Genomic DNA, 23,094 nt, shown 5'->3' on the forward strand with positions numbered 1-23,094 from the left:
CCTTTGTGTTATAGGCTGCTCCGAGCAGGAGGTTGACGATGAACGTGTCAATCGGGAAGCGCTGGGAAGAGTTCGTCGAGGGCGTCGTGCAGGACGGCCGCTACGGCTCGGCGAGCGAGGTGGTGCGCGAGGGCCTCCGCCTGGTCGAGGAGCGAGAAGCGAAGCTCGCGGCGCTGCGCCAGACGATCGAGGCCTCGATCGCCGAGGGTGGGGCGCTGAGCCAGGACGAGGTGAGCGCCGCCCTGTCGGCGAAGGCGCAGGCGCTGGCGAGCGAAGGACTGTAGTGCGGCGCCTCGTCTACCTCGCGGCCGCGGAGCGCGATCTCCTGTCGATCCTCGAGTACATCGCCCGCGAGAGTGGCAGCGCGGCGATCGGCCTCGCCTTCACCGAGCGGCTTCAGGGCCAGTGCGCCCGGCTGGCCTCGCTGCCCGGCACGCTCGGCCGGGCCCGCCCCGAACTTCGACCCGACCTCCGCAGCTCCGCCTTCGGCAACTACGTGATCTTCTTCCGCTACCGCGACGACATGCTGGAGGTGGTGAACGTCCTGGAGGGCCACCGCGACATCGACACGTTCTTCAGCGCGGGCACGCCGCCGGAGGAGTAGGCCTCCTCACAGGGTCGCCGGCGCGACGGTGTCCTCCTTCTCCCCACGCAGCACGATCCGCAGGGCGCCGTCCGGCAGCGGTCGCTGCAGTGCCTTCGCCTCGCTCCACGGCGCCAAGAGCCAGGTTTCCCATTCGGCCGGCTCGGTCAGGATCGCCGGCATCGCCTTCGGATGGACGGTGCGGACCTCGGCGTTCGGCGTCGTGGTCAGGAAGCCGAAGAGATCCGCCGTCACCGGGCCCTCCTTCACCTTTCGCGTGCTGGTCCAGGTCGCCCATAGCCCGGCGAAGAAGGCGAGCGGCCGGGTCTCGTCGAAGGCGAACCACACCGGCGGCTTTGATCCGTCCGCCTGCGTCTCGTTCTCGGCGAAGCTGGTGAAGGGCACGAGGCAGCGGTGCTCGGGGCCGAGCCACGGCCGCCAGTGCGACGAGCTCGTCTGCCGGATGTTGGTGACGCCGCGGTCGACTTGTCTGCCGGTAAGGTACTGCGGCGGCGTCGGCATTCCCCAGCGCGCCATGACGAGCTCCCTGCCCTTGCCGGCGTTGCGGATGATCGGCGCCGGATAGTCCGGGTAGATTCCCGGCAACGGCGGCATGTTTCCGGCGCGCTCCTCGAGGCCGGCGAAGAGCCGGCGCATCGCCTCCTGGGAGCGGGTCATCGAGTAAAGATTGCACATGGGCGACTTCTCGTCCTGGGGCCGGCCGAACGGCAGATAGGGGGAGGTGTAGACCACGGAGTCGGTGCCGTCCGCCAGCAAGAGGTCGGGGAAGCGCGCGACGAACCGGTGCGCGGTCTCCGGCGCCCGGAAGTAGACCGCGACCGCGTCCCGCGTGATCCCGAGCGCGCTCGCGGCATGGAAGGCGTACTCACCGCGCCCGACCTCCTGATCGAGCCAGCGGCAGAGGTCATCGAACTGCCGCTCGAAGCCACCTTCGGGCACCAACAGTTTGACCCGCACCGGGAACGCTTCGTCGTCGATGCGTCTCTGGGGCGTGCTTCGGCGAGTCATGAGTCCTCAGGTGCGTGGGCATGTTCTTTAAATGTTCCGGATCGGCTCGCGGCGCAAGCGTGCTGTCGTGTGAGGGATCGCCGTCGGCGATCGAGATGATCCATGGCCAGGTCGGGGGATCGACGGGCCGAGGCCCGCTCACCCCCGCCCTGACGACTTCGCCATTCCTGACGTCCGCCCTGCATCCGGGCGAGCGCGCGTCAACCGGCAAGCGGCGGCCAGGGCCCGCCGGCTCCGCCGCCCCACCCGTGTCCTCGCCTGCGGCTGCGGGCCGCGCCACGGGGCGTCTCCGCCCGGTTGACCCGCGCTCCCCCGGCCGCGGGTCGGGCAGTCGCCCTCCCCGCTCTGCCCACCCGGGAAATGCGGGGTGCATTTCCGGTCGGCAGATCGGGACGGCTCCGCCCAAAGCGGACCGAAGGGCAGAGACCCAAGGCCGCGCCGCCACGAAGGAGACCGGCCGATGGCCATCGATGACGACGACTTCGAGGACGACGACGAGCTCGAGCTCTTCGAGGACTACGAGGACGGGGAGATCGGCTACGTCCGGTTTCTGCAGGCGCACGGGGTCGAGCGCACCTGTGCGCGCTGCGGCGCTCCCTTCCGCGGAATGCCGGACCACGGCTACTGCAACGCCTGCGCCGACGCGATCGAGGCGGGCCATCCGGTCGACTGACCGGACCCGAGGGCGGGGGGCGAGCGCCTCCCTCCATCCCAATCCGACAGATGGAGATCGCGATGCATCGCGCTGAATGGAAAGCCTTTCATCATTCGATCCGGCACGACGCCTGGACCTTTCGGGAGAGCCACGGCGGCTTCCCGTGCTTCATCCGCCGCCTCGTCCACAACGGCGAGGAGTGGAGCTTCACCCGCGCCCGCAACACGGACATGCGCTGGACCAGCCACCTGCGGAAAAGCCTGATCCGCCAGATGGGTTGGCGCCAAAAGCACGCCGACGAGATGAGCGACCTGCCCTACTGGCACCAGAAGCATCGCCGCGAGCCGTGGGCCCGGGCCACCTTCCGCCGGGCGATCCGCACGGCAGTGCGCTGTGCGCGGGAATGGCGCCTCGCCGGCCAGGCGGAGGGCTGACGATGTTCGGCACCTACTGCCGTCTCGGCGTCCCGGTCTGGTCGACCGACCGGGAGGTGATCCGGGCCGCCCGCCGGCTGCTCTCGGCAACCGCGCGATGCGGGCGGGTGCTGCGTGCCGAGCGCCATGCCTTCTTCCGGCAGATGCTGGAGTTCCACCACTGCGAGCAGGAGCTGGTCCGCGAGTACCGGCTCTGACCCCGCGGGCTCCCGCCGACGCGGGAGCCTCGTTTCCTGATTTCCCGAGTTCCTCATGCCGCGCGCCGGCGGTTTCCGTTCCCGGCCAGCGGAGATCGCCATGGGCGATCGCAGTGATCTGTGGACAGGCGGGGGATCGACGGGCCGGGGCCCGCTCACCCCCGCCTGACGACTTCGCCATCTTGGACGTCCGCCCAGCATCCGGGCGACCGCGCGTCAACCGGCAAGCGGCGGCCAAGGCCGCCGGCTCCGCCGCCCCCGTGTCCTCGCCTGCGGCTGCGGGCCGCGCCAAGGGCGCCTCCGCCCGGTTGACCCGCGCCCGCCCAGCCGCGGGTCGGGCAATCGCCCTCCCCGCTCTGCCTTCCCCGGAAATGCGGGGCGCATTTCCGGTCGGCAGACCGGGGCGGCTCCGCCCGAACGGCGGATCGAGGGCAGAGACCCCCGGCCGCTCCACCACGAAGGAGACCGGTTCCCATGCGGACGCACTTCACCTTTCTCGCCAGCTCCTACCACGGCTGGATCATCGTCACCCCGGACGAGCTCGCGGCGGTCGGGCTCACCGAGGTCGACATCACCCCCTACAGCTACCGGCACGGCGACCACCTCGGGCTCGAGGAGGACGAGGACGCCCAGACCTTCCTCGCCGCCTACAAGGCCCGCTTCGGCCGGGAGGCCGAGATCATCGACGACCTCGGCTCGTGCGAGGCGTGGGAGCGCTTCGGCAAGCGGCCGTGCCACTGAGGGAGGGCGGAGCCATGAACATGCACGCCCCTGCCCTGCGTCGCCGCCTCTCCGACATCGTCGAGGAGTACGACGCCAAGCGCGCCGGCATCCCCGAAGCGCTCGCCGCCTACGGCCGCGTGGTCGCCGAACTCTCCGCCGCTGCCAGCATCGGGACCGTCTACGGCGGCCCCCTGCTGCGCGACAGCTCCGGCCCCGCGCCGTGGGCGATGGAGGCCGCCCTCCTGAAATCCGCGTGGCGCCACGTCTACGAGGGCCTTGCCGTCGCCGAGATCGCGTCGGCCGCCGACAAGCGCCGCTTCGAGCAGATGCTGGAGAAGCCGCCGGCGTTCACGCTCGTGGAGATCCGGGAGCGGTTCGGCGACTACCTCCTGAACCCGCGCCACCACATCCTCCGCGGCCTCGCCGAAGTGTTCTGCGGATTGGATCCGGCCTACCGCTCGCACTCCAAGGTCAAGGTCGGCGTCGCCGGCCTGCCGAAGCGGGTCATCCTGCAATCCGTCGGCGACTATGGCGCGTGGGGGACCGACCGGCTCCGCGACGTGCTGAACGCCCTCGCCTATCAGCGCCTGCCGCTCGTCACCTGGCCGGAGCTGCGCGCCCTTCTCGACGACGGGGAGGCCTGCCTCGCCGGCAAGGAGATCCGGCCCGGCTACGGCGAGCCGTTCCGCACCGTGGCGCGGGGCGTGCGCCTGCGGCGCTTCGCCAACGGCAACGGCCATCTTTTCTTCGAGGAGCCGACGCTCCGCGACATCAACCGGGCGCTGGCCGAGTGGTATGGCGAGGTTCTGCCCGATGTCGAGGAGGAGGAGGCGTCGGGTCGGCCGCGCGCCGTGACGGCGGTGGCGCGGGACCTGCAGTATTACCCGACCCCTGCCCCGCTGGCGCGGCGGATCGTCGAAGGACTCGGCCGCATCGGCGGTGAGCGGGTGCTCGAACCCTCCTGCGGCTGTGGTCGCCTGCTCGACGCGCTGCGCGCTGCCGGCGCCGATCCCTTCGGCATCGAGGTCGACCCCGCCCGCGCCGCGCAGTGCCGGGAGAAGGGACACGTCGTCCAGTGCGCGAACTTCCTCGAGACGGCGCCAACCGGTGACTACGACAGGGTGGTGATGAACCCGCCCTTCTACGGCACCCACTACGCCCGCCACGTCGAGCACGCGCTGCGCTACCTGCATCCAAACGGCGTCCTCACCGCGATCCTGCCGGCGACGGCGCGCTATGACCACGGCCTCCTGAGCGGCTCCTGGGAAGACCTGCCCGTCGGCGCCTTCAGCGAGAGCGGCACCAACGTCAACACCTGCGTCCTGACGCTGCGCCGGCCTGCCGAGCTCGGTTGAGCTCGCCCTCGGGGCGGGGTCCCTCCCCTGCCCCATTTTCGTCGTTCAAATATCTACCGTGTTCCCCCGGTCAACGTCTGGGCGCAACGGCAGCATGGGCAAAGAGCGTGGAGACCCCAAATATCGGAACGCTCTTTGCCCATGCGGGCCCTTTTCCTCAGGTTTCTCTGGGATGCTCCATTTCCGGAGCGGATATCCCGCGGTGCTTGTCCGGAAAGGGCGGAAAGCTGTCGTTCGCGCGGGCGTTCGGCCGGATGCTCCGGCGCCGAGATCCGGTCATTCACGTCGACGCGTCAAGCCGACCGCCTGCGTGGCGCCGCCGTCTCCGCAGCGGCGTCCGAAAGTGTGCGGGACTTCCCGGCCGGTTGCCCGCACCTACCGACCGCGTCAGAACCGCCAGGTCAGCTTGAAGGCGCCGGACTGGGCCGTGTAGCCGTCGGCGTAGGCGCCCTGGTACTCGGCGGTCAGGTCGAGGTTGCCCTTGCTCATGACCGTCACGCCGGCGCCGAAGGTCGCGACGGTGCTCGGATTGTCGACCTCGGAGGAGAAGCCGCCGGCGCTGCCGGGCGCGTTGCGGAAGCGCGCATCGACCGTCCAGTCGTTGCCGGAGGCGAAGCGGACACCGGCGTTGGCGAAGGGGCGCAGCACGGTTCCGTCGCCGAGATCGAAGCGCGTGCCGATCTCGACCGCGGGGGTCGCCGACAGCACCCAGGCGTCGCTCGAGTCCACGCTGAGGCCGAAGTCGCCGGCGCCGGTCTCGTCGTAGCCGCCGAGGCTGATCCAACTCGCGTCGAGGTCGAGGCGCGGGCGGAGGTAGAAGCTGTCGTAGGGGAGCTCGTAGGCGATGCGGGCGTGAAGGCCAGCGTTGCGGGCGTCGGGCGAGCCCTTGGCGCGGAAGCTCTCGCCACCGACGGTGACGCTCCGCACGGTGTCGAAGCTGCCGAAGCCGAGGTCGACCGTCGCGGAGGCGAGGAGCGGCCCGGAGAGGTACTTGACCCCGAAGCCGGCGAGCCAGCTGTCGCCGTCGGCGGAGGCGCCGAAGTCGTCGCGGAGGCGGCTCCCCTCCCAGCCGACCGCGCCGGTCAGGAAGAGGCCGTTGTCGAGCCGGCGCTGGCCGCCGAACTGCATGAGCGTCGCGTCGTTGTCGAAGCCTGCCGCGTCGCTCGCGCCGTCATGGTCGAGATGGGCAGAGGACGCGCGGGCCCAGACGCAGTCGGTCTCGCCGAGCATCAGGCCCGCGCCGTCGAAGACCGGGCAGCTCTGCATGTTGGCGACGAAAAGGCGCGAGACCTCCATCCGGGTGGTGGCGATGGCGCCGACCTGCCGGCTCGCCAGCCGGTCGAGCGTGGCGGCGTAGTCCGCGGCGCCGCCGACGCCCGCGAGGGCGGCGAAGCCGGTCGCCATCGCCTCGGGCCGGTCGCCGTCCCAGACCCGCTGGAGATGGCCGGCGAGGCTGCGCCGGTCATGCGTGAGCGCGCCCTTCGCGAAGTCCGCCGAGGGAGTGATGGTCAGGGCGTCGCCCTCCGCCTTCGGCGTGAAGTCGAAGAGGTAGGCGCCGGTGGCGTCAGCCATCCCGGCGGCCCTGTCGAGCGCGCCCGCCGTGAGGACCGTGACCTTGCCCGGGACCAGTGTCTCGGGCAGGACGATGACGCCACCGCCGATGCTGGCGGTGCCGGAGACCTCCAGCCGGTCGGCCACGCCGGCGGCAAAATCCGCACCGATCACCAGCCGGCTGCGGGATCCGGCGACGAGATCGCCGGTGAGAGTCGTCGCCCGCGCGCCGGCGGTCAGGTCGAGCGTCCCCCGGTTCGTCAGCGTCCCGTCGCCGAGATCGACGGCGGAGAGGGACACGTAGGTGCCGTCGTTGGTGAAGCTCGACGCCATGACGTTGCCGGTCATGGCGGCGCCCGCCTCGTTCGTCACCGCGACGCTGCCGGCGTTCACGTAGACCGCGTAGCCGCCGCTCGACTCATGGGTGTTGATCACGCCGTAGTTCTGGACCGTGCTGCCCGCGCCCGCGTTCAGCACGTAGATCGCCGCCGCGTCCGAGCCGAATTCGTCACCGCCCCAGACCGCGCCGGTCGAGTTCACGGTGACGTTCACCGTCCCGCCCGCGCCCGATCCGCCGTTGTCTGCGCCGCCCGTCGACTGGGCGATGATCCCGGCCGAGGCGGGGCCGCGGGCGTCCACCGTGCCGTTCACGGTGACGGTGACGGAGCCGCCCGTGCCGCTGCCGCCGGCCGAGCCGACGAAGGCGCCGTTCTTGTTGGCGATCCAGCCGCCGCCGCCACCGACGGACTGCGCGATGATGCCGGGCGCGTTGCCGGCGCCGCTCGTGGTGGTGATCGTCGCGCCCTGGTCCACCGTGACCGTGACGTCGCCGCCGTCGCCGGTGTAGCTGCCGCTGCGCCCCATGGTCGTCTTCTGCATCGTCCAGCCGATGTCGCCGGCGATGCCGCCCGAGCCGCCGACCGACTGGGCGAAGACCCCGACGCCGCCCTTGCCCGAGGTGGTGATGTCGTCGCCGACGGAGACGATCACGCCCTGGTTCGAGTCGGGGTCCGTCGAGCTGCCGGGGTTGACGTAGCCCGACTTCGAGCCACGCCCGAGGAAATCGAGCGCCGTCGTGCCGAACGGCTTGCCGCCGAGGGCGAGGCCGCCGCCGCCCGCGACCGACTGGGCGAGGATGCCGATGCCGTTGTCGCCCGAGGTGGTGATCGTGCCGCCCGTGGTGGTGGTGACGAGCGCCGCGCCCGAGAAGCGCGAGGTGTTGTCCCGGCCGTTTCCGAGGATCATGTCGATGACGAAGTCCTTCGACAATGCGGCGGAACCGCCGTTGCCCGAGCCGCCGTAGTTGTCGAGGTCGGTCGCCAGCGTCTTGATGATCCCGCCGCCGCCCGAGACCGACTGCGCGATGATGCCGTAGCTGTCGTGCCCGCGGGTCTCGAGCGCGCCCGAGCTCATCACGCTCGCCGCCTCGGAGATGCCGGTCTCGCCGGCCGAGCCGCCGAGCCCGATCGGGATGCCGATGCTGTCGTCGCCATTGCTGTTCTTCGTGGTGGGCGTGGCGCTGCCGCCGATACCGCCGCCCGAGCCGACCGATTGGGCGACGATGGCGTTGGCGAGTGCGCCGACGGTGTAGACCTCGCCCGAGTTCTGGACGATGGCCTGGCCGCCGTTGGAGGAATTGGAGGTCGAGCCCGAGCTCCCGCCGCCGGTGCCTCCCACGACGACGACCCCGGAAAAGTCCGAGGAGGAAGCGGTCGAGGCCGCGCCGCCCTTGCCGCCGCCGCCGCCGATCGACTGCACGACGATGCCGTCGGACTGGTGGCCCATGGTCCCGATCGTGCCGGTGTTCGTCACCGTCATGTAGCCGGCCGCGCCGCCCTTGCCGCCCGAGCCGCCGATGGCGACGCCGAGGGCGGTCGAGGTCGTCTCGTTGTCGTCTTCCTGCTCGCCGCCCGAGCCGGCCGCGTCGTCGAGTGCATCGACCGGATCGTCGTCGCCGAGGCCGGTTACGCTGGCGTTGCCGAGGAGGCCGTTGACCACGTTCATCACGTTGCCGAGGCCGGCATAGTTGGCGAGCGCGCCCGCGCCCTCCTTGGCATAGGTGCTGGCGATGCCGCCGAACACGTCGGAGACGTCGTCGTCGTCGCCGTTCGAGCCGTCGTCGTTCGACTTGGCCGAGCCCATCGAGGAGGCGCCCTTGCCGCCCGCCCCGCCGCCGCCGCCGATCGACTGGGCGAGGATGCCGGGTGCGTCGGCCCCGAAGGTCGCGATGGTGCCCGAGTTGGTCACGCCCGAGTTCGAGCCGTTGTAGAAGGTGTCGCCGCCTTCGCCGCCCGAGCCGCCGAGGGTGACGCCCGCGGTGACCGTCGCGCTGTTCGAGGCCGCCGCGCCGCCCCCCCGCCCGCCGCCGCCGCCGAGCGTCTGCACGACGATGCCGTGGGCGCCGTCGCCGAGGGTGATGATCGAGCCGCTGTTCGTCGCCACGGCGTCATACCCCTCGCCGCCGCCGCCGCTCGAGCCGCCCATGGTGATCGTCGCGGAGAAGCTCTTCTCGACATTGGTCGAGGCCTTCGAGTCACCCGACCCCCCGGAGCCGCCCCCGCCGCCGATCGACTGCACCAGCATCCCGTCGGCCGACTCGCCGGTCGTGATGACGAGGCCGTTGTTCACCGCCGTCACGTCGCCGCCGTCGCCGCCGCCGCCGCCCTTGCCGCCGTGAGTCACCTCGGCCTGGAAGTTGAAGCCGCCGCCATTCGCCGTCGACGCGCCGCTCGCGTCGCCGCCGGTGCCGCCGCCGCCGCCGATCGACTGGCCGACGATGCCGATCGCCCCGTTGCCCGAGGTGGCGACGAGGCCCGAATTCTGCAGGTAGACCGTGTCGCCCGAGCCGCCGCTGCGGCCGGAGCCGCCGGTCGAGAGGGTGAGCGACAGGCCGGGGAGGTCGCCGCCTGACTCCACCTGGCTCTTTGCTGTCGAGGCGCCGCCCGCGCCGCCGCCGCCGCCGATCGACTGGCCGCGGATGCCGAAGCTCTCGGCGCCGGTCGTCACGATGCTGCCGGCGTTGTTCTCGCCCCGGGCCGCGTTGACCGTGCCGCCGTCGCCGCCCAGGCCCCCCGTGCCGCCGACCGAGATCGAGGCGCCGTAGAAGGCCGAGTAGCTCTGGCCGTAGGCCGACCCGCCGGCGCCGCCGCCGCCGCCGATCGACTGCATGGCGACGCCCGAGGCATGGACGCCCGCGGTGGTGATCGTGCCGTTGTCGAGGTTGGCCGCATAGGCGTCGGAGCCGGCGCCGCCGTTGCCGCCGGTGCCGCCGATCACCATGCTGACCACCGCCCCGCCGCCGGTCGCGTCGCCGCCCGTCCCGCCGCCGCCGCCGACAGACTGGGCGACGAGCCCGGAGGACGAGTTGCCGAAGGTCACGACCCTGGAATTGGAGAGCGCCACGCTGACGGCCGCGCCGTTCGAGCCGTCGCCGCCCGCGCCTCCGACCGCGAACCAGCCGTTCGACGACGGCCCGATGCCGCCCGAGCCGCCGATCGACTGGGCGAGCACGCCCGGCGCGGTGTCGGAATCCCCGGCCGTGAAGCCGCTCTGGATGTCGGCGCCAGTCCCCGTCACCGTCACCGTGTCGGACGTGCCGCCGTTGTTGCCGTCGCCGCTCGTCGGGTTGAACGACCAGTCCGCCGCGCCGCGTGGCCGCCGTTGCCGCCGACATTGCCGAGCGACTGCGCCAGCACGCCCGGCGAGGCCGTGCCGACCGCCGTGCGCACGAGGCCGTTCACCTCGACGCTCACCGCCCCGGCGTTGCCGCCCTGGCCGCCGGTGCCGCCGATCTCGCCGCCGCCGCCCTTGCCGCCCTGGCCGCCGAGCGACTGGACCCAGAGGCCGGCCTGGTTGATGCCGTAGCCGTGGACCTCGCCCCCGGCCGCGAGGGTGACGCTGACGTCCTGGCTGCTGCCCCCGTTGCCGCCCTGGCCGCCCTGGCCCGAGCCGCTGCTTTCCCCGGCGCCGCCGCCGCCGCCGCCGCCCCCCATCGAGGCGATGTGCACGCCCGCCGTCTGGCCCTGGAAGTAGCCGTTCAGGATGACATCGACCGTGCCGCCATCCCCGCCCGGCCCGCCGTCGCCGCCGAACTTGTTCGAGGTTCCGCCGTTTACCGCCCCGCTGCCGCCGTTGCCGCCGACCGACCAGATGTCGGCGCCGCGCCCGTTGTCGGAGACGAAATTGCCGCCGGCCGTCACGGTCAGCGTGCCGCCGTCGCCGCCAGTCCCCGCCGCGCCGATCACGCCGCCGTTGTCGGCGCCGAGCGCGCTGGCGCCGCCGGCACCGGCGGTCGAGTTGACGGTCAACCCGCTCGCGATGCTGCCCGAAGCGCCGGCGACGGCGGCGCTCCCGTGCGACGGGCTCGCGACCGTGAAGGTGATCGCGCCGCCGTCTCCGCCACGGCCGCCATTGCCGCCCTGGCCGTTGTTCGTGCCGCTGTCGCCCCGGTTGCCGCCCGCGCCGTCGCTGCCGACGGCGGAGACGTTCACCGGCGAGTAGTAGAAGGTGCCGCCCGGCCCGGTCACCACGTCGTCCTGGTAGGTCGCCGGCGTGTCGAGCGTCGAAGTGATCGCCGGCCCGGTGTTCCCCGGCCCGCCCGAGGCGCCGGTGCCGCTCGCCGGCGCCGCGGCCGCGCCCTCGGTCGCGATCATGCAGGCAGGCCCCTGCATGACGCAAGGATTGCCGCTGTCGGCGAAGGCAGGCCACCCCGCCGCGGCGGAGACGAGGGCAGAGGTTGCGAGCAGGCGCGCGAGGGCGGCCGGCCGGGACATGGGTCGCATGGCTTCTCTCCAGGATCGGGTTTGGTCGGGTTCTACCGCGCTTCGTCGGCGCAGGCCTTCGCCGGGCGTCTCAAGTTTGGTCCGCGCGTCTCGACTTGCGGGCTATGGCGGCGGCCGTCAGCCGCGGCCGTCTGCACCGGGCAGGAGGCCGCCGGTGCCGGCCGGGTAGCCTGCCGCGGCGAAGGCGCGGGCCTTGGCGGCGAAGTAGTCGCGCACCCAGGCGAAGCGGTCGCCCGACTTCGAGAGGCCGACGGTGTCGGCGATGCTGGCGAGGCTGATGGTCCTGCCGCCGGCGGCCCAGTTGCCTTCGGTCACCTCGTCGAGGATGACCTGGATGCTGTGCCCGTCCTCCGGCGCCGCCCCGATGGTGGCGAGGATCGCGGCGGTCACGTCGGCCTGCACGCCGCTCTTGGTCGGCTGGTCCATGTAGCCCTCGGGGATCGAGACATGGACGAGGAAGGCGCCGGACGGCGAGACGTGGGTTCCGTCCGGGCGGCCGCCGACGAACCAGAAGCCGGCGGGGACCTCGGTCAGCAGCACCGTGGCGAAGGCGCGGCCGCCCTCGGTGTTCGCGCCCCCCTCCATCTGGATCATCACCTCGGTCAGCCGCCCGGCCAGCGCCTGGCGGGCGGCCGCGTCGAGGCGGCCGGCGGGGTAGCGGACATCCATGATCGGCATCTCAGTGCTCCGTCTCGGCGGCGGGCGCGAAGGCCAGCGCCCGCCGGCAGGTTTGCGACTTGCAGGTCGCCCGGTTCGGGCAGGGCTGGACCTCCGCCTCGGCCGCGGCGAGGGCCACGACCGCCGGCAGCGGCGCGGGGGTCGCCGCGCGTTCAGTGGTCGGCGTCGGCATGGACCTTCTCCCATTCCTTGATCCGCGCGTCGTCGATCATCGCGGTCTCGACGATCAGGATGTCGGTCTCGTCCTCGACGGGTTCGATGGTGAAGCTGCCGGTCTCCCAGACGCCCAGGCTGTCGCGCCGCCCGAGCGTCACGTCGCCGATCCGGGCCGACCCCTCGAGCACGAAGACATAGGCGCCGTGGCCCGCGGTCTTCAGCGCGTAGTCGAAGCTGCCGCCGTCATCGGCGACGAGCCGTGAGGTGCGGAAGTCCTGCGGCATCGGCAACGCGCCGTCGGCGAGGCCGACGAGTTCGACGATGTGATTGCGCCGCTTGCGGAAGTCGAAGTGCGCCCGGTGGTAGGAGGGCGGCAGGTAGAGCTGCTCCGGGATCACCCAGACGTAGATGATGTTGGTGTCCTCGCCGGTGACGCTCAGCTCGCAGTGCTTGCCGCCCGAGCCGGCGGAGAAGACGTAGAAGTCCCCCGCCTGCAGGTTGTCGACCATGCCGCCGCCGGCGGTGTTGATGTGGGTGAGCTGGCCCGAGAGCACGAAGGCGCAGATGGCGAAATTGTGGTGCGGGTGCATGTTGTAGCCGACGCCGTTGCCGCGGAAGACCTCGTCGCCGAAGACTCGCATCGGGCCGAAGCCCGGCCGGCCGCTCTGGTACTGGTTGAAGTTGAAGCTGGACTCGCGGGTGATGAAACCGTCCGGGTGCCCGGCGAGGTAGGAGGCGCGCGACCCGTCGGAGCGCAGCGTCTGGTGGCCGCGGTCGGCGGCGCGGAGAACGAAGGAATTCATGGCTGTTGCCTCCTGTCAGGCGCGCTGCGCAAGATCGGGGCCGCCCTCGGCATAGCCGATCACGACCATCTCGAAGAGGTGCTTGGGCGTGCCGCAATCGGGGCAGACCCAGCTGTCGGGGATCTCGGCCCAGCGGGTTCCGGGCGCGAGGCCGTGCTCGGGCAGACCGAGCGCCTCGTCGTAGGAGAACCCGCAGCCGAGGCACATCAGCCTCTGGAACGGCGGCTGGTCGGTCATGGCTGGTTCCTTTCAGGATCAGGGGTCAGAGGCCGACGGCGAAGGCGAGCAGGAGCCCGCCGACGAGCCCGACATTCACGATGAACTCCGAGCGCATCCACATCCGGTCGGTGCCCTCCGCCCGCCAGAAGGCGAGGAAGGAGAGGCTGGCCGCGACCGTGAAGGCCGCGAGGCCGAGCGCCGCCCAGGGCCGCAGCGGCCCGAGCGCGAGGCAGAGGCCGGTGGCGATCTGGAACGCCGATACGCCGGCCAGCAGCGGCCCTGCCGCGGGCCAGCCGTGGCTCGCGACCATGGCCTTCACCGCCGCGAAGTTTCGGAAGTGGTCGACGCCCGCGAAGACGAAGATCCCGCCCATCAGCAGGCAGGCGAGCGTTGCGGCGATGTCGGTCATGGGCGGGCCCCGGCTGGACTGGATGCGCCCCGAGTCCTACCGGAACGGGGCGCGCAAGGCTTTGCACCCGCGTCTCAACCCTGTTCCGCCCGTCTCAAATCCGCAGTCTTCGGCCGGAGCCCCGCCCGCATAGCCCGAATGCGCGGGCCTCCTCCGCTGGCCGATCCTGCGGCTTGAGACGCGCAGACCGGACTCGAGACGCGGGAGAAGCCGGGCGGCCCGCGCGGGGGCTGCGATGGCTGATCCTGCCTTGCATGCCGCGGAAACGAAGGATCAGCCGCCGAGGCTGCGCAGCCATCGCTCGTAGGCGAGGCGTTCGTCGTTGACCGGGCCGGGCGGGGGCAGGCCCGCGGCGCCGCCGCCCGTCTCGCTCGGAGAGAGCCCGTAGCGCGCCTTGTAGGCCCGGCTCATGTGGCTCTGGCTGGCGAAACCGTGCTCCTCGGCGAGCCGGCCGAGGTGGTGATGCCGCGTCGGGTCGAGAAGCTCGGCATGGATGCGCGCGAGCCGCCGCGCCTGCGCGTAGGCCGCGACCCCGCCGAGCGGCTGCATCACCCGGTAGAGCGTCGCCCGGCTCATGTGGAACGCCCGGCACAGCCGCTCCTGGCTGAGGTCCGGGTCGAGCAGATGCGCCTCGACATAGGCCGTGATCCGCCGGCGCAATGCGTCCTCGACCGCGCCGCGCCCCTCGCCGCCCGCGGGGACGGCCCCCGACAGGGCCGCCGCGAAAAGCTGCAGCGTCGCCCGCGCCAGCGCCGGCGCGGCGGCGGCGGCGGGCGCGTCGGGCGCGGCCAGCGCGCGGACGAGCCCGGTCATCTGGTCGCGCAGCAGGGCCGCGAGCGGCCCCCCGACGGCGCGCCCGTGCAGGTCCGGCGCGCCGGGCAGCAGCGCCTCCACTTCGGGTCGCGACAGGTAGAGCACGATCGTCTCGCTGGCCTCTTCGGATCGCTGCCCGCCCGCCCGGGAGAGGTCGGTGACAATCAGCCCGCCCGGCCGGACCAGCTGCCGCCGTTCCCCCGCCTCGACGCCGACGACCCCGCCGGAGACCGAGAGGTGGAGCTTGTAGCCGGCCGCGCCCGATCGCCGGATCACCTTCTGCGTGCGCTCCGCGCGCAGCGCCGAGTAGCCGCCGTGGGCGGCGACCACCGGACCGAGGTTCCAGACCGTCGTCCGCACCGCCACCGCCTCGGGCGACAGGCTGTCATGCGGCCGCGTGTCGTGCACCGAGGCGATCGCAGCGCGCCAGGCCTCCAGCCGGTCGCTTGGCGCGAGCGCGCCCGAGTCGAAGCGGAGGGACGGGATCGAAGGCGGCGGATCGTCCTCCACGCCGGGGGAACCTCTGCGATCTGAGACGCCGGCGCCAAACTTGAGACGCGGGGAGCAAGCGGCGCCGGTCCCCCTGCATTAGAGATGACGCGAGGTCCCCGCCCGGGGTCGAAGCTACAGGATCGATCCAGCCGTGAAAACCTCTGCGGAAGCGCGCAGGCCGACGCACGATTCCGCCTCGACGGCCGGGCTGGCATGACCCGTTGCGCCACGCTCCCGCGGATCTCCGAGGCGGACTTTGTCCTCGTCCTGACCCGCGGCCGCCTCGTCGCCGTCCTGACCGAGCCTCCGACCGCCCCCGACGCCCCTGCCCGCCTCGCGCCGACCCTCCATGCCCTCGGCGCCGGTTCGGCGGGCCTTGGAACGGCGATCCTCCTCGGCCCGGCCTCGGCGGTCGCTGACCTCAGCTTCGCTCCCTGGCCCGGTGCGTCACAGCCCCATACGGGAGCGGACCTCGATCATCTCGCCGTTGCGGCCGCACTGGCCTCCCGCCTCGTCGGACGGGTCCTTGCCGAGCCCGTGGTGCAGGTCGCTGTGCCGCCCGGCCGGGACCTGCTGCACCTTGTGCCGCCGCGCTGCTGGTGGCACGGGACCTGGCGCATCCACCGCCGCGGGACGACCGCCCGGGTCGCCGCCCGCCTGCTCCTCCACGGCGCTCTCGTCCTCGGATAGGAAGCGCCGCTTCGGGACAGGGGTGGCCAGCAACGGCTGCTTTTCGGTGAGGCAAAGCGAGATCCCACCCCTTGCACGAACGGCCGCTCAGGGCCGACCGATGCCTTAGGGTCCTAGGTTCACGGCCTCGACGGGCACCGAAAGGATACTTTTAACAGGACCGCGCCCCCCTTGCCGGCTCACCGGTCTTCAGCACGGCGTTCAGGATCACGATGAGCTTCCGCATGACTGCGGCGATGACGACCTTGGAGGGCTTTCCGGCTGCTTTGAGCCGTGCCGCGAACGCCTTCATCCCCGGATCCCAGCGCAACGCGCTCAGCGCGGCCATGTAGAGGTTCGCTCGGACCTCCCTTCGCCCTCCCGTAATCCTTCGCTGACCTTGCGTCTTCCCTGAGTCCTGGGCGTGCGGGGCGAGTCCGACGATCGCAGCCGCTTCTCCTTTCGTCAGCGATCCCAGTTCGGGCACGTAGGCCAGACACGCCGCGGCCGTGGCGGCGCCGATGCCTTTGATGGACTGCATCAGGCCGGACTTGTGACGAAACGTCGGCGTCGCCGAGATCAGCGCCGCAATCCTGGCATCCAGCTCCGCGATTTCCTCGCTCAGAATGAGCACGTGGCGATTCAGGGACAGGATGATCGCCTCGATATGGGCATGCTCGATCCGGTTCTTCTCGATCCGAACCATCTGGGCGAGGTCGTCACGCCGACGGCGCAATGCGCGCAGCTCGAGGGTCTCGGGGCTGGGCGGCTCCCAAAGGCGGAGATCATCGGAGCGCTGCGCGAAGAGCGCGAGCATCCTCGCGTCGATGGCGTCGGTTTTGGCGGACAAGCCAAGGTACTTGGCGAAGCTTCGGGTTCGCGACCCGTGCGCACGGTGGACAGGCAGGTCCAGCGCGACGCAGCAGAGCAGGAGCTGGCGCTCGTACCCTCCCGAAGCCTCACAGATGACGAAGGCGGATCGCTCGCCCGTCAGCTTCTTGAGCAAGGCAGTGATTGCCGATTCGGTATTGACGATCACGGTCTGCCGATCGTCGGGGAGTACATGCACTGTCAAACTTGCCTTTGATACCTCGAAGGCAATGATCTGATCCCTGCTCGTCTCTTTGAAGTCGCCGTCCATCAAGTCGTCCTGATCCTCGATTATGTCCGGCCGCGAGGGCCCTTCTACCGTTCGGATGGCCGGATGCAGGTGGCGGGTGGCGAGATATTTTTCGACCGCTCGGGTCATTCCTCGGGGAGGCCCGCCCGCCACCAGCGCTTAGGATGGCCCTCCGAAGCGCCGACCGCCCCCAACGTCGGCGTCGCCGTCGTCGGAGGCAATGGCCAACACATAATCCTCGGGGGGTGCCGGGGGGCAGACGGCCCCCCGGCTTCGACATCCACCCGCGATGCCGGCGGAAACCCGGCGCGTGGGCTGCGGAGATCGCCGGTGGCGATCGAGGGGTTTGCTGGCGGGCGGCGGCTCGACGGGCTTTTGGCCCGCTCGCCGCCGCCCGGGTCCCGCTCCGGCCGCGCGCACCGCTTGTTAGGGGATCGCCGGCGAGGATCGGCGGAGACAGAATGGCGAGGAAGCGGCAGTGCGCATCATCGAGTTCGTGGCACAGGCGTTGACGGCGGTCAGCATCATGCTGACGCTTGGTCTGCCGGCGGGCGCGACCGAGGCGGTGCGCCGCGACGCCGAGATCATCGGAGTCGCCAGCGTGATCGACGACGACACTCTCGAGATCCACGATCGGCGGATCCGCCTCGACGGGATCGACGCGCCGGAGTCGGCGCAGCTCTGTCTTCGCGAAGGCCGGAAGGAGCGCTGCGGACAGAGGTCGGCGCTTTTCCTCGCCGATCTGATCGGGCACGGGACGGTGCGGTGCGTTCCGCACGACGTCGATCGCTACGGGCGGGACATCGCGACCTGCTGGCTTGGCGACGTGAACCTCAACGAGGAATGGCCGCAGCCGGTCAGGCGGTGGCCTACCGGAAGTATTCGAAGCGGTACGTCGTGGCCGAGGGTGAGCGAAGGCGGCAGGGCTCGGGATCTGGTCGACCCGGTTCGAGATGCCGTGGAACTATCGCCGGGCGCATTGGCGAAGGCGCGAGGCCGGCATTGAGCGGTTGCACCGGGATGCCCTAGGATCCGGCCCGGGGAGCTGGGGGGCGGCAAGAGACTACGATTGCGGCGATTTCTCGACGCAGGCCGAGGCGCAGCGGGTCTACGAGGATGCCGGTCCGGGAGACCCCTATCGGCTCGATCGCGATCATGACGGGGTCGCCTGCGAAACCTTGCCCTGACAGCTACACCAGGGCGCGTCCCGGCGACGGCCGGGACCGGGCTCTACTCGGCCGTGCCGGCCTCCCCGAGCCGGCAAGCCGTCTCGGCCCATTCGGGTGACGATCCCTCGCGCGAGCCCCCTGCCCTGCCCCGAGTGCGCATGGTCGAAACGTCGGCCGGATCCAGTCGTCCGGTCCGGTGCTCAACGTCACCTTGGGGGTCCGGCCAGCCGGTGCGAAGAGTCTTCGAGTGGGCTGACGCCGGGTTGGTCGATCGGGCGCGATGGTTCGCCTCTTGGCTCCGGACGGCGTGCTCGACGGTGCCTGTGACGACGGATTCCTCGGCGATGCCGATGGCGCCTTCAGCCGGAGAATGCAGGCCGTAGACCGAGCCACGGTCAGCCTCCTGTTTCGCAGCGATGACACTCTCGCGGATCGCGGCCAGGGCGTGCCCGGCGCGGACGCGCCGGCAACCACGAATACGGCTTCCGCTTCGCGGACCCTCCGCATTCGCGGCTGCCCCCTGCCCTCTTCCGATCCGCCGGCCGGTCGTCACCGAAACAACGGAGGCTGACATGACCCGCTACGTTCTTACCGTCCCCTACACCTTCGAGCGCAACGGCCAGACCGAGACCCGCTTCCGCCGCGTCGGCGCGATCTTCGAGAACGCCCGCCGCGAGACCGGCGAGGTCTTCCTCTCGGTGAAGCTCGACTTTCCCGTCGCCGTCACCGAGTTCGTCGGCTTTCCGCCCCGGCCGGAAGACGACCCAGCCTCGGACGAGGTGACGCAGTCCTGACGGACCGGGAGGGCGGCTGACCGGCCGCCCTCTCCTTCGCTGTGCGACGGTGCGGATACACGGCAAAGCGGCAGAACGCCGATACGGCATAACGGCTGAGATCGCCAAGGCGATCGTGATGATCTCCGGCCAGGCCGGGGGATCGACGGGCCGAAGCCCGCTCACCCCCGCCCTGACGACTTTGCCATCCAAGACGTCCGCCCAGCATCCGGGCGCCCGCGCGTCAACCGGCAAGCGGCGGCCAGGACCGCCGGCTCCGCCGCCCCACCCGTGTCCTCGCCTGCGGCTGCGGGCCGCGCCAACGGGGCTTCTCCGCCCGGTTGACCCGCGCTCGCCCGGCCGCGGGTCGGGCAGCGCCCTCCCCGCTCTGCCCACCCGGGAAATGCGGAGAGCATTTCCGGTCGGTCGACCGGGAGGCGCCGCCCAGACGGCGGGCCGAGGGCAGAAGACCCCGACCGCTCCACCACGAAGGAGACGGACATGACCGGCAAGTTTGACGCGCAGCAGGAAGTGACGGACCGCATCATCGCGGCGATCAAGGCGGGCACGCCGCCGTGGCGGAAGCCGTGGACCGGAGATCGGGGCGGTGCGGCCTTTCCGCTGCGGGCCCGTGGCGAGCCCTACCGTGGGATCAACGTCATCCTGCTCTGGCTCGAGGCCGACGCCAAGGGCTACGCCTCGCCGCACTGGTTCACCTATCGGCAGGCGCAGGAGCTGGGGGCCCAAGTCAGGAAGGGCGAGAAGTCGGCGCCGGTGATCAAGTTCGGCACCTTCGACACCGACAAGGCCGAGCCGGCGAGCGAGGATGCCGCCACCCGCAAGGTGATGTTCACCAAGCTCTACCACGTCTTTAACGCCGACCAGATCGACGGGCTGGCGGAGAGTTACTACTGCCGGCCGGAGCCGGCCCGTGACCTCGGCACCGAGCCTGACGCCGAGCTGGAGGCCTTCTTCGCGGCAACCGGCGCAATCGTCGAGACCAGCGCCGACCCGCGCGCCTACTACAACCCGGTGGCCGATCGCATCCACATGCCGCCGGTCGGCACCTTCGAGTCCGCCGGCGCCTACTACGCGACCCTGGCCCACGAAGCGACGCATTATGCCGTAAGTCGGATTATGCCGACTTCGTAGGTACTCTGCTGAAAATACATGAGATGGGCGTCTTTGCGCCCGGCATAATCTGTCGCCCTAATGAAGCTCAAGGTACGCTGAGGATTCCAGTTGGGGTAGCGCGGTCGCGATCCGGTTTTCCGAATGCGGCTTTCGCGAACGGCGGCGTTGAAACCTTTATCGATCTCGCGACGGCGTCATTGGCCCTCGCTTGGATCGCGAGAGCGGATCACCGTTATGCAAGGTTTGCCATCCCAAGAACCAGACCAGCAGCTGCGCACCCGGCGAGAACCGTCACTGGGCCGAGCTTGAAGCGGAACACCGCGACAAGCGCGGCCAGCACCAAGGCCCCAGCAGACAGGTTCAGTGTGGACCAGACGGGCACATCGAGGTCGAGGCCGAAAGACGTGATCGTCTGCACCTCATCGAAAACAACATGCAGACCGAACCAGACCGCAAGATTCATGATCACACCCACGACGGCGGCCGTGATCGCGGTCAGGGCTGCTGTCAGCACTTTGTTGTCTCGCAAGCGCTCGATGAACGGGGCACCTAGGAATATCCAGAGGAAGCAGGGTGTGAACGTCACCCATGTCGTCAGCAGCCCGCCCAGCGTTCCCGCCATCAAGGGCGATATGCTGCCCGCATCGCGAAAGGCTCCCATGAAGCCCACGAACTGCGTCACCATGATAAGTGGCCCGGGCGTGGTCTCGGCCATGCCGAGCCCGTCCAGCATCTCGCCTGGAGCGAGCCAGCCGTAGTTCTGCACCGCCTCTTGGGCGACATAGGCCAGCACCGCATAGGCGCCGCCGAAGGTCATCACAGCCATGACGCTGAAGAAGCCCGCGATCTGGGCAAAGACATTGGCCGGACCGAACACGGCGAACAGCAGGGCGACAGGAGCCAGCCAGAGCAGGAGGAACACTGCCGATATGCGGAACGCCCAAGCCCGGTTGACCCGCGTGTGATCCGGCGACTCTTCGCCCAGCAGGGTATCGGCGTCATCGACCTGGACGCTACCCACCTTGCCGTGCCCGCCGCCACCATGGAATGCTGGCAGACCCGCACGTGCGCCAAAAAAACCGATCAGGCCGGCAACGAGGATGATGAGCGGGAAGGGAATGGCGAAGCCGAAGATGGCCACGAAGGAGGCGGCGGCGATGGCGACCATCGCGCCATTCTTCAGGGCACGCGAGCCGATGCGGATGACCGCCTGCACGACGATCGCGAGCACCGCCGCCTTGAGCCCGAAGAACAGCGCCTCGACTGGCCCGACATTGCCGTAAAGCGCATAGATCCAGCTCAGCGCCATGATCGCCGCGACGCCGGGCAGCACGAAGAGGACGCCCGCGATGATGCCGCCGAGGGTGCGATGCATCAGCCAGCCGATATAGACGGCGAGTTGCATGGCTTCCGGTCCCGGCAGCAGCATGCAGTAGTTGAGCGCGTGAATGAACCGCTTCTCGCCCAGCCAGCGCTGCTCTTCGACGAGGATGCGGTGCATGAGCGCGATCTGTCCTGCTGGGCCGCCAAAACTCAGCAGGCCAATGCGAGCCCAGATGCGGGTGGCCGAAGCAAGGGTTGGATATGCGCGGTCCTGCATCAGTCTGCCTTCGGCTTGTTGGTGGGCCAATTATGGGTCTCGTCGGTCGCGTCCCGTGCCCACCGATAAAAGGCGTCATAGAGGAGCATCCCGGCCTCAAGTTGTTCCAGATCGTCGGAATACATCCGCGACAAGCCGAGCGAAGCGGCAAGCAAACCGGCCGCCTCGGGTGCAAGGTCGAGCCGGGCGGTATCGGCGCCGCGCACGATGGCTGCAAGTCGGTCGAGCGCCGGAATGGTCAGGCCGAACTCGGCCAGCATTACGTCGAAGGTGCAGAGCTCGCCCCGATGGCTCCAGAACACGTCCTCGATGTCGAACGGCGCGGCGTTGTAGCGTTCGGAGACGCCGACTACCTCGGCGGGCGCCACGAACAGGATGATGGCGCGGGGATCCAGAAACCGCCTGATCAGCCACGGGCACGCGATGCGGTCAATCTTGGGGCGCGAGCGCGTGACCCAGATGGTGCGGCCCTGCGCGTCGCGCGCGGGCAGCTTCGCCGGATCGATCAGCGGCAGCCCGGCCGAGCGCCAGGCCTCGAACCCGCCGTCTAGATACTCCGAGGCGCAGCCCTCGGCGCGAAGCCAGGCGGCAGTGCCCTGACTGCGCCGGTGACCGGCCTGACAAACGGCGATCGAAGGCTGGCCGCCGAGCTGTGGCGCGAGGGCGGTAAGCGCCTGGTCGTCGATCCGGGTCGCACCGGGGAGCAATCGCGGATCAGAAGCGAAATCGTCCTCGGACCGCACGTCTAGCAGGAGCGGTGCGCGTGGGGTCCCGATGATACGGGCAAGCTTGTCGGATGAAATGGCATTGGGCGCAGGCATGTGCGTTCCTCCGTCGCCGGGGTTGAACAGGAACGCGATCTTCGGCTGGCGCCTCGTGGGGAGCTCGCAATCCCCATAATTTTAGATACGAAAGATCGGGTAGCCACGTCAAGAACTCTATATGCGGGTCAGCGTTGAAGAGGTGACGTGGAAATATTGTCTTGGCCGCGCATGCCCTCGGATGAAGATCGACTGGTCACAAAGCGGGGATTTGGCGCGAAGTTCTTTGCTTCATCAACATGGAGCACAGAAATGGAAAAATCCGATCATACATGCCTTGATCAGTATCTCGCAGCATTCGAAGAAAGCCTTGCGTCCAGAAACTACAAGCCGGATACGCTGAAAAATTATCGTTATTTGCTTCGACGCTTCGGTCGCCTGCTCGATGACGAGGCCATTGCACCGTCGGCGTTGACGCCAGATCTTGCTGTCGAATTGGGACGGCGATTGCCAGCGACACCGCAGAGCCAGATCAAGGTTCCCAATCTTGCCAGGCTGTTCGTCGCGCATCTGATTGAAATCGGCGTGGCGACACGACCGCCGCTGACACCTGCGCAGGCCGAGCGCACAGAGTTGCTGAGCAACTTTGAAACCTATCTCATCCGGCAGCGTGGTCTCAGCCCGCGCACGATCTATCATGTGCTCCGGTTCGCAGATCGCTTTCTCGATCATCGCTTCGGCGACAATATGCTCGATCTGCCGGCGCTGAACGTCGGGGATGTCGTGGCGTTCATGGAACACCTTCTGACGCGCAAGCGCCCGTTCCGCGACAAGACGCCGGCCACGCATCTGCGCAGCTTCTGCCAGTATCTGTTCGCGATGAGAGCGGCGGTGCAAAAACCGGCCACGGTAGCGGCGGGATAGTCCGGCCGCGGGCGGAGTAAAATCCGGCCACCTATTTCCCTTCTGCATTGAACGCAGGAGGGACAG

At 70.0% G+C, this 23,094-nt stretch carries 25 protein-coding genes; 12 read left to right on the top strand and 13 right to left on the bottom strand.

Translation table 11 applies throughout. The annotated features are described in order from the left end of the window. Window positions 1-38 precede the first annotated feature (38 nt). Window positions 39-284: a type II toxin-antitoxin system ParD family antitoxin gene (locus ACLJK8_RS14585; RefSeq protein WP_413151031.1), complete on the top strand. Its 246-nt coding sequence runs from the start codon at window positions 39-41 to the stop codon at window positions 282-284. Continuing rightward, window positions 284-604, top strand: coding sequence for a type II toxin-antitoxin system RelE/ParE family toxin (locus tag ACLJK8_RS14590; protein WP_413151032.1), 321 nt, complete (start codon window positions 284-286; stop codon window positions 602-604). The genes ACLJK8_RS14585 and ACLJK8_RS14590 overlap by 1 nt, the downstream gene beginning before the upstream one ends. 6 nt (window positions 605-610) lie before the next feature. Here ACLJK8_RS14590 and ACLJK8_RS14595 read toward each other — a convergent pair whose 3' ends face one another. Next, the gene (locus tag ACLJK8_RS14595; protein WP_413151033.1) at window positions 611-1,561 is read right to left on the bottom strand and encodes an SOS response-associated peptidase; all 951 of its coding nucleotides are present in this window, start codon (window positions 1,559-1,561) and stop codon (window positions 611-613) included. 511 nt (window positions 1,562-2,072) lie between these two features. Between ACLJK8_RS14595 and ACLJK8_RS14600 the strand changes: the two genes are divergently transcribed. From ACLJK8_RS14600 to ACLJK8_RS14620, 5 genes are all read left to right on the top strand, one after another. Continuing rightward, a complete protein-coding gene (locus ACLJK8_RS14600; protein ID WP_413151034.1) occupies window positions 2,073-2,285 on the top strand; it encodes a hypothetical protein in 213 nt (70 codons plus the stop codon). Between the two features lie 50 nt (window positions 2,286-2,335). Beyond that, the gene (locus ACLJK8_RS14605; RefSeq protein WP_413151035.1) at window positions 2,336-2,701 is read left to right on the top strand and encodes a hypothetical protein; all 366 of its coding nucleotides are present in this window, start codon (window positions 2,336-2,338) and stop codon (window positions 2,699-2,701) included. A gap of 2 nt (window positions 2,702-2,703) precedes the next feature. Further along, window positions 2,704-2,898: a hypothetical protein gene (locus ACLJK8_RS14610; protein ID WP_413151037.1), complete on the top strand. Its 195-nt coding sequence runs from the start codon at window positions 2,704-2,706 to the stop codon at window positions 2,896-2,898. 474 nt (window positions 2,899-3,372) lie between these two features. Next, window positions 3,373-3,639, top strand: coding sequence for a hypothetical protein (locus ACLJK8_RS14615; protein ID WP_413151039.1), 267 nt, complete (start codon window positions 3,373-3,375; stop codon window positions 3,637-3,639). Window positions 3,640-3,653: 14 nt separating this feature from the next. Beyond that, window positions 3,654-4,976, top strand: a complete 1,323-nt coding sequence (locus tag ACLJK8_RS14620; protein WP_413151040.1) for a DUF4942 domain-containing protein — start codon at window positions 3,654-3,656, stop codon at window positions 4,974-4,976. A gap of 387 nt (window positions 4,977-5,363) precedes the next feature. Here the strand turns inward: ACLJK8_RS14620 and ACLJK8_RS14625 are convergent, their stop codons facing one another. From ACLJK8_RS14625 to ACLJK8_RS14670, 10 genes are all read right to left on the bottom strand, one after another. Beyond that, complete coding sequence (locus ACLJK8_RS14625; RefSeq protein ID WP_413151041.1) at window positions 5,364-10,103, bottom strand: hypothetical protein; 4,740 nt, start codon at window positions 10,101-10,103, stop codon at window positions 5,364-5,366. 2 nt (window positions 10,104-10,105) lie between these two features. Further along, window positions 10,106-11,308 carry a hypothetical protein gene (locus ACLJK8_RS14630; RefSeq protein WP_413151042.1) on the bottom strand — a complete coding sequence of 401 codons (1,203 nt, stop codon included), beginning with the start codon at window positions 11,306-11,308 and terminating at the stop codon, window positions 10,106-10,108. Between the two features lie 117 nt (window positions 11,309-11,425). Continuing rightward, a complete protein-coding gene (locus tag ACLJK8_RS14635; RefSeq protein WP_413151043.1) occupies window positions 11,426-11,986 on the bottom strand; it encodes a tautomerase family protein in 561 nt (186 codons plus the stop codon). Between the two features lies 1 nt (window position 11,987). Continuing rightward, window positions 11,988-12,158: a hypothetical protein gene (locus ACLJK8_RS14640; RefSeq protein ID WP_413151045.1), complete on the bottom strand. Its 171-nt coding sequence runs from the start codon at window positions 12,156-12,158 to the stop codon at window positions 11,988-11,990. Then, window positions 12,139-12,945: a pirin family protein gene (locus ACLJK8_RS14645; protein ID WP_413151046.1), complete on the bottom strand. Its 807-nt coding sequence runs from the start codon at window positions 12,943-12,945 to the stop codon at window positions 12,139-12,141. Before ACLJK8_RS14645 ends, ACLJK8_RS14640 begins: the two co-directional genes overlap by 20 nt. Before the next feature lie 15 nt (window positions 12,946-12,960). Continuing rightward, complete coding sequence (locus tag ACLJK8_RS14650; RefSeq protein WP_413151047.1) at window positions 12,961-13,182, bottom strand: rubredoxin; 222 nt, start codon at window positions 13,180-13,182, stop codon at window positions 12,961-12,963. Window positions 13,183-13,207: 25 nt separating this feature from the next. Further along, window positions 13,208-13,573 carry a DoxX family protein gene (locus ACLJK8_RS14655; protein ID WP_413151049.1) on the bottom strand — a complete coding sequence of 122 codons (366 nt, stop codon included), beginning with the start codon at window positions 13,571-13,573 and terminating at the stop codon, window positions 13,208-13,210. A 273-nt stretch (window positions 13,574-13,846) separates the two neighbouring features. After that, window positions 13,847-14,896, bottom strand: coding sequence for an AraC family transcriptional regulator (locus ACLJK8_RS14660; protein ID WP_413151050.1), 1,050 nt, complete (start codon window positions 14,894-14,896; stop codon window positions 13,847-13,849). A gap of 429 nt (window positions 14,897-15,325) precedes the next feature. Beyond that, the gene (locus ACLJK8_RS14665; RefSeq protein WP_413151051.1) at window positions 15,326-15,601 is read right to left on the bottom strand and encodes a hypothetical protein; all 276 of its coding nucleotides are present in this window, start codon (window positions 15,599-15,601) and stop codon (window positions 15,326-15,328) included. 118 nt (window positions 15,602-15,719) lie between these two features. Then, a complete protein-coding gene (locus ACLJK8_RS14670) occupies window positions 15,720-16,796 on the bottom strand; it encodes an IS110 family transposase (protein ID WP_413151052.1) in 1,077 nt (358 codons plus the stop codon). 349 nt (window positions 16,797-17,145) lie between these two features. Here ACLJK8_RS14670 and ACLJK8_RS14675 point away from each other — a divergent pair, with 349 nt between their 5' ends. From ACLJK8_RS14675 to ACLJK8_RS14690, 4 genes are all read left to right on the top strand, one after another. Further along, window positions 17,146-17,673 carry a thermonuclease family protein gene (locus tag ACLJK8_RS14675; protein WP_413151053.1) on the top strand — a complete coding sequence of 176 codons (528 nt, stop codon included), beginning with the start codon at window positions 17,146-17,148 and terminating at the stop codon, window positions 17,671-17,673. Beyond that, window positions 17,621-17,854: an excalibur calcium-binding domain-containing protein gene (locus ACLJK8_RS14680; RefSeq protein ID WP_413151054.1), complete on the top strand. Its 234-nt coding sequence runs from the start codon at window positions 17,621-17,623 to the stop codon at window positions 17,852-17,854. The genes ACLJK8_RS14675 and ACLJK8_RS14680 overlap by 53 nt, the downstream gene beginning before the upstream one ends. 554 nt (window positions 17,855-18,408) lie before the next feature. Beyond that, window positions 18,409-18,630, top strand: coding sequence for a hypothetical protein (locus ACLJK8_RS14685; protein ID WP_413151055.1), 222 nt, complete (start codon window positions 18,409-18,411; stop codon window positions 18,628-18,630). Window positions 18,631-19,110: 480 nt separating this feature from the next. Then, window positions 19,111-19,761: an ArdC family protein gene (locus tag ACLJK8_RS14690; RefSeq protein WP_413151056.1), complete on the top strand. Its 651-nt coding sequence runs from the start codon at window positions 19,111-19,113 to the stop codon at window positions 19,759-19,761. Window positions 19,762-19,975: 214 nt separating this feature from the next. Here ACLJK8_RS14690 and chrA read toward each other — a convergent pair whose 3' ends face one another. Continuing rightward, window positions 19,976-21,343, bottom strand: a complete 1,368-nt coding sequence (gene chrA / locus ACLJK8_RS14695; protein WP_413151057.1) for a chromate efflux transporter — start codon at window positions 21,341-21,343, stop codon at window positions 19,976-19,978. Next, window positions 21,343-22,164 (bottom strand): chromate resistance protein ChrB domain-containing protein, encoded by an 822-nt coding sequence (locus ACLJK8_RS14700; RefSeq protein ID WP_413151058.1) that lies wholly within the window; start codon window positions 22,162-22,164, stop codon window positions 21,343-21,345. Before ACLJK8_RS14700 ends, chrA begins: the two co-directional genes overlap by 1 nt. Before the next feature lie 252 nt (window positions 22,165-22,416). On the opposite strand from ACLJK8_RS14700, the gene ACLJK8_RS14705 reads away from it, so the two are divergent. Next, entirely contained in the window at window positions 22,417-23,028 is a 612-nt protein-coding gene (locus ACLJK8_RS14705; protein WP_413151059.1) for a hypothetical protein, read from the top strand. Window positions 23,029-23,094 lie beyond the last annotated feature (66 nt).

Origin of the sequence: Amaricoccus sp. W119 (assembly GCF_047275745.1) — a bacterium.
Lineage (GTDB): Bacteria > Pseudomonadota > Alphaproteobacteria > Rhodobacterales > Rhodobacteraceae > Amaricoccus.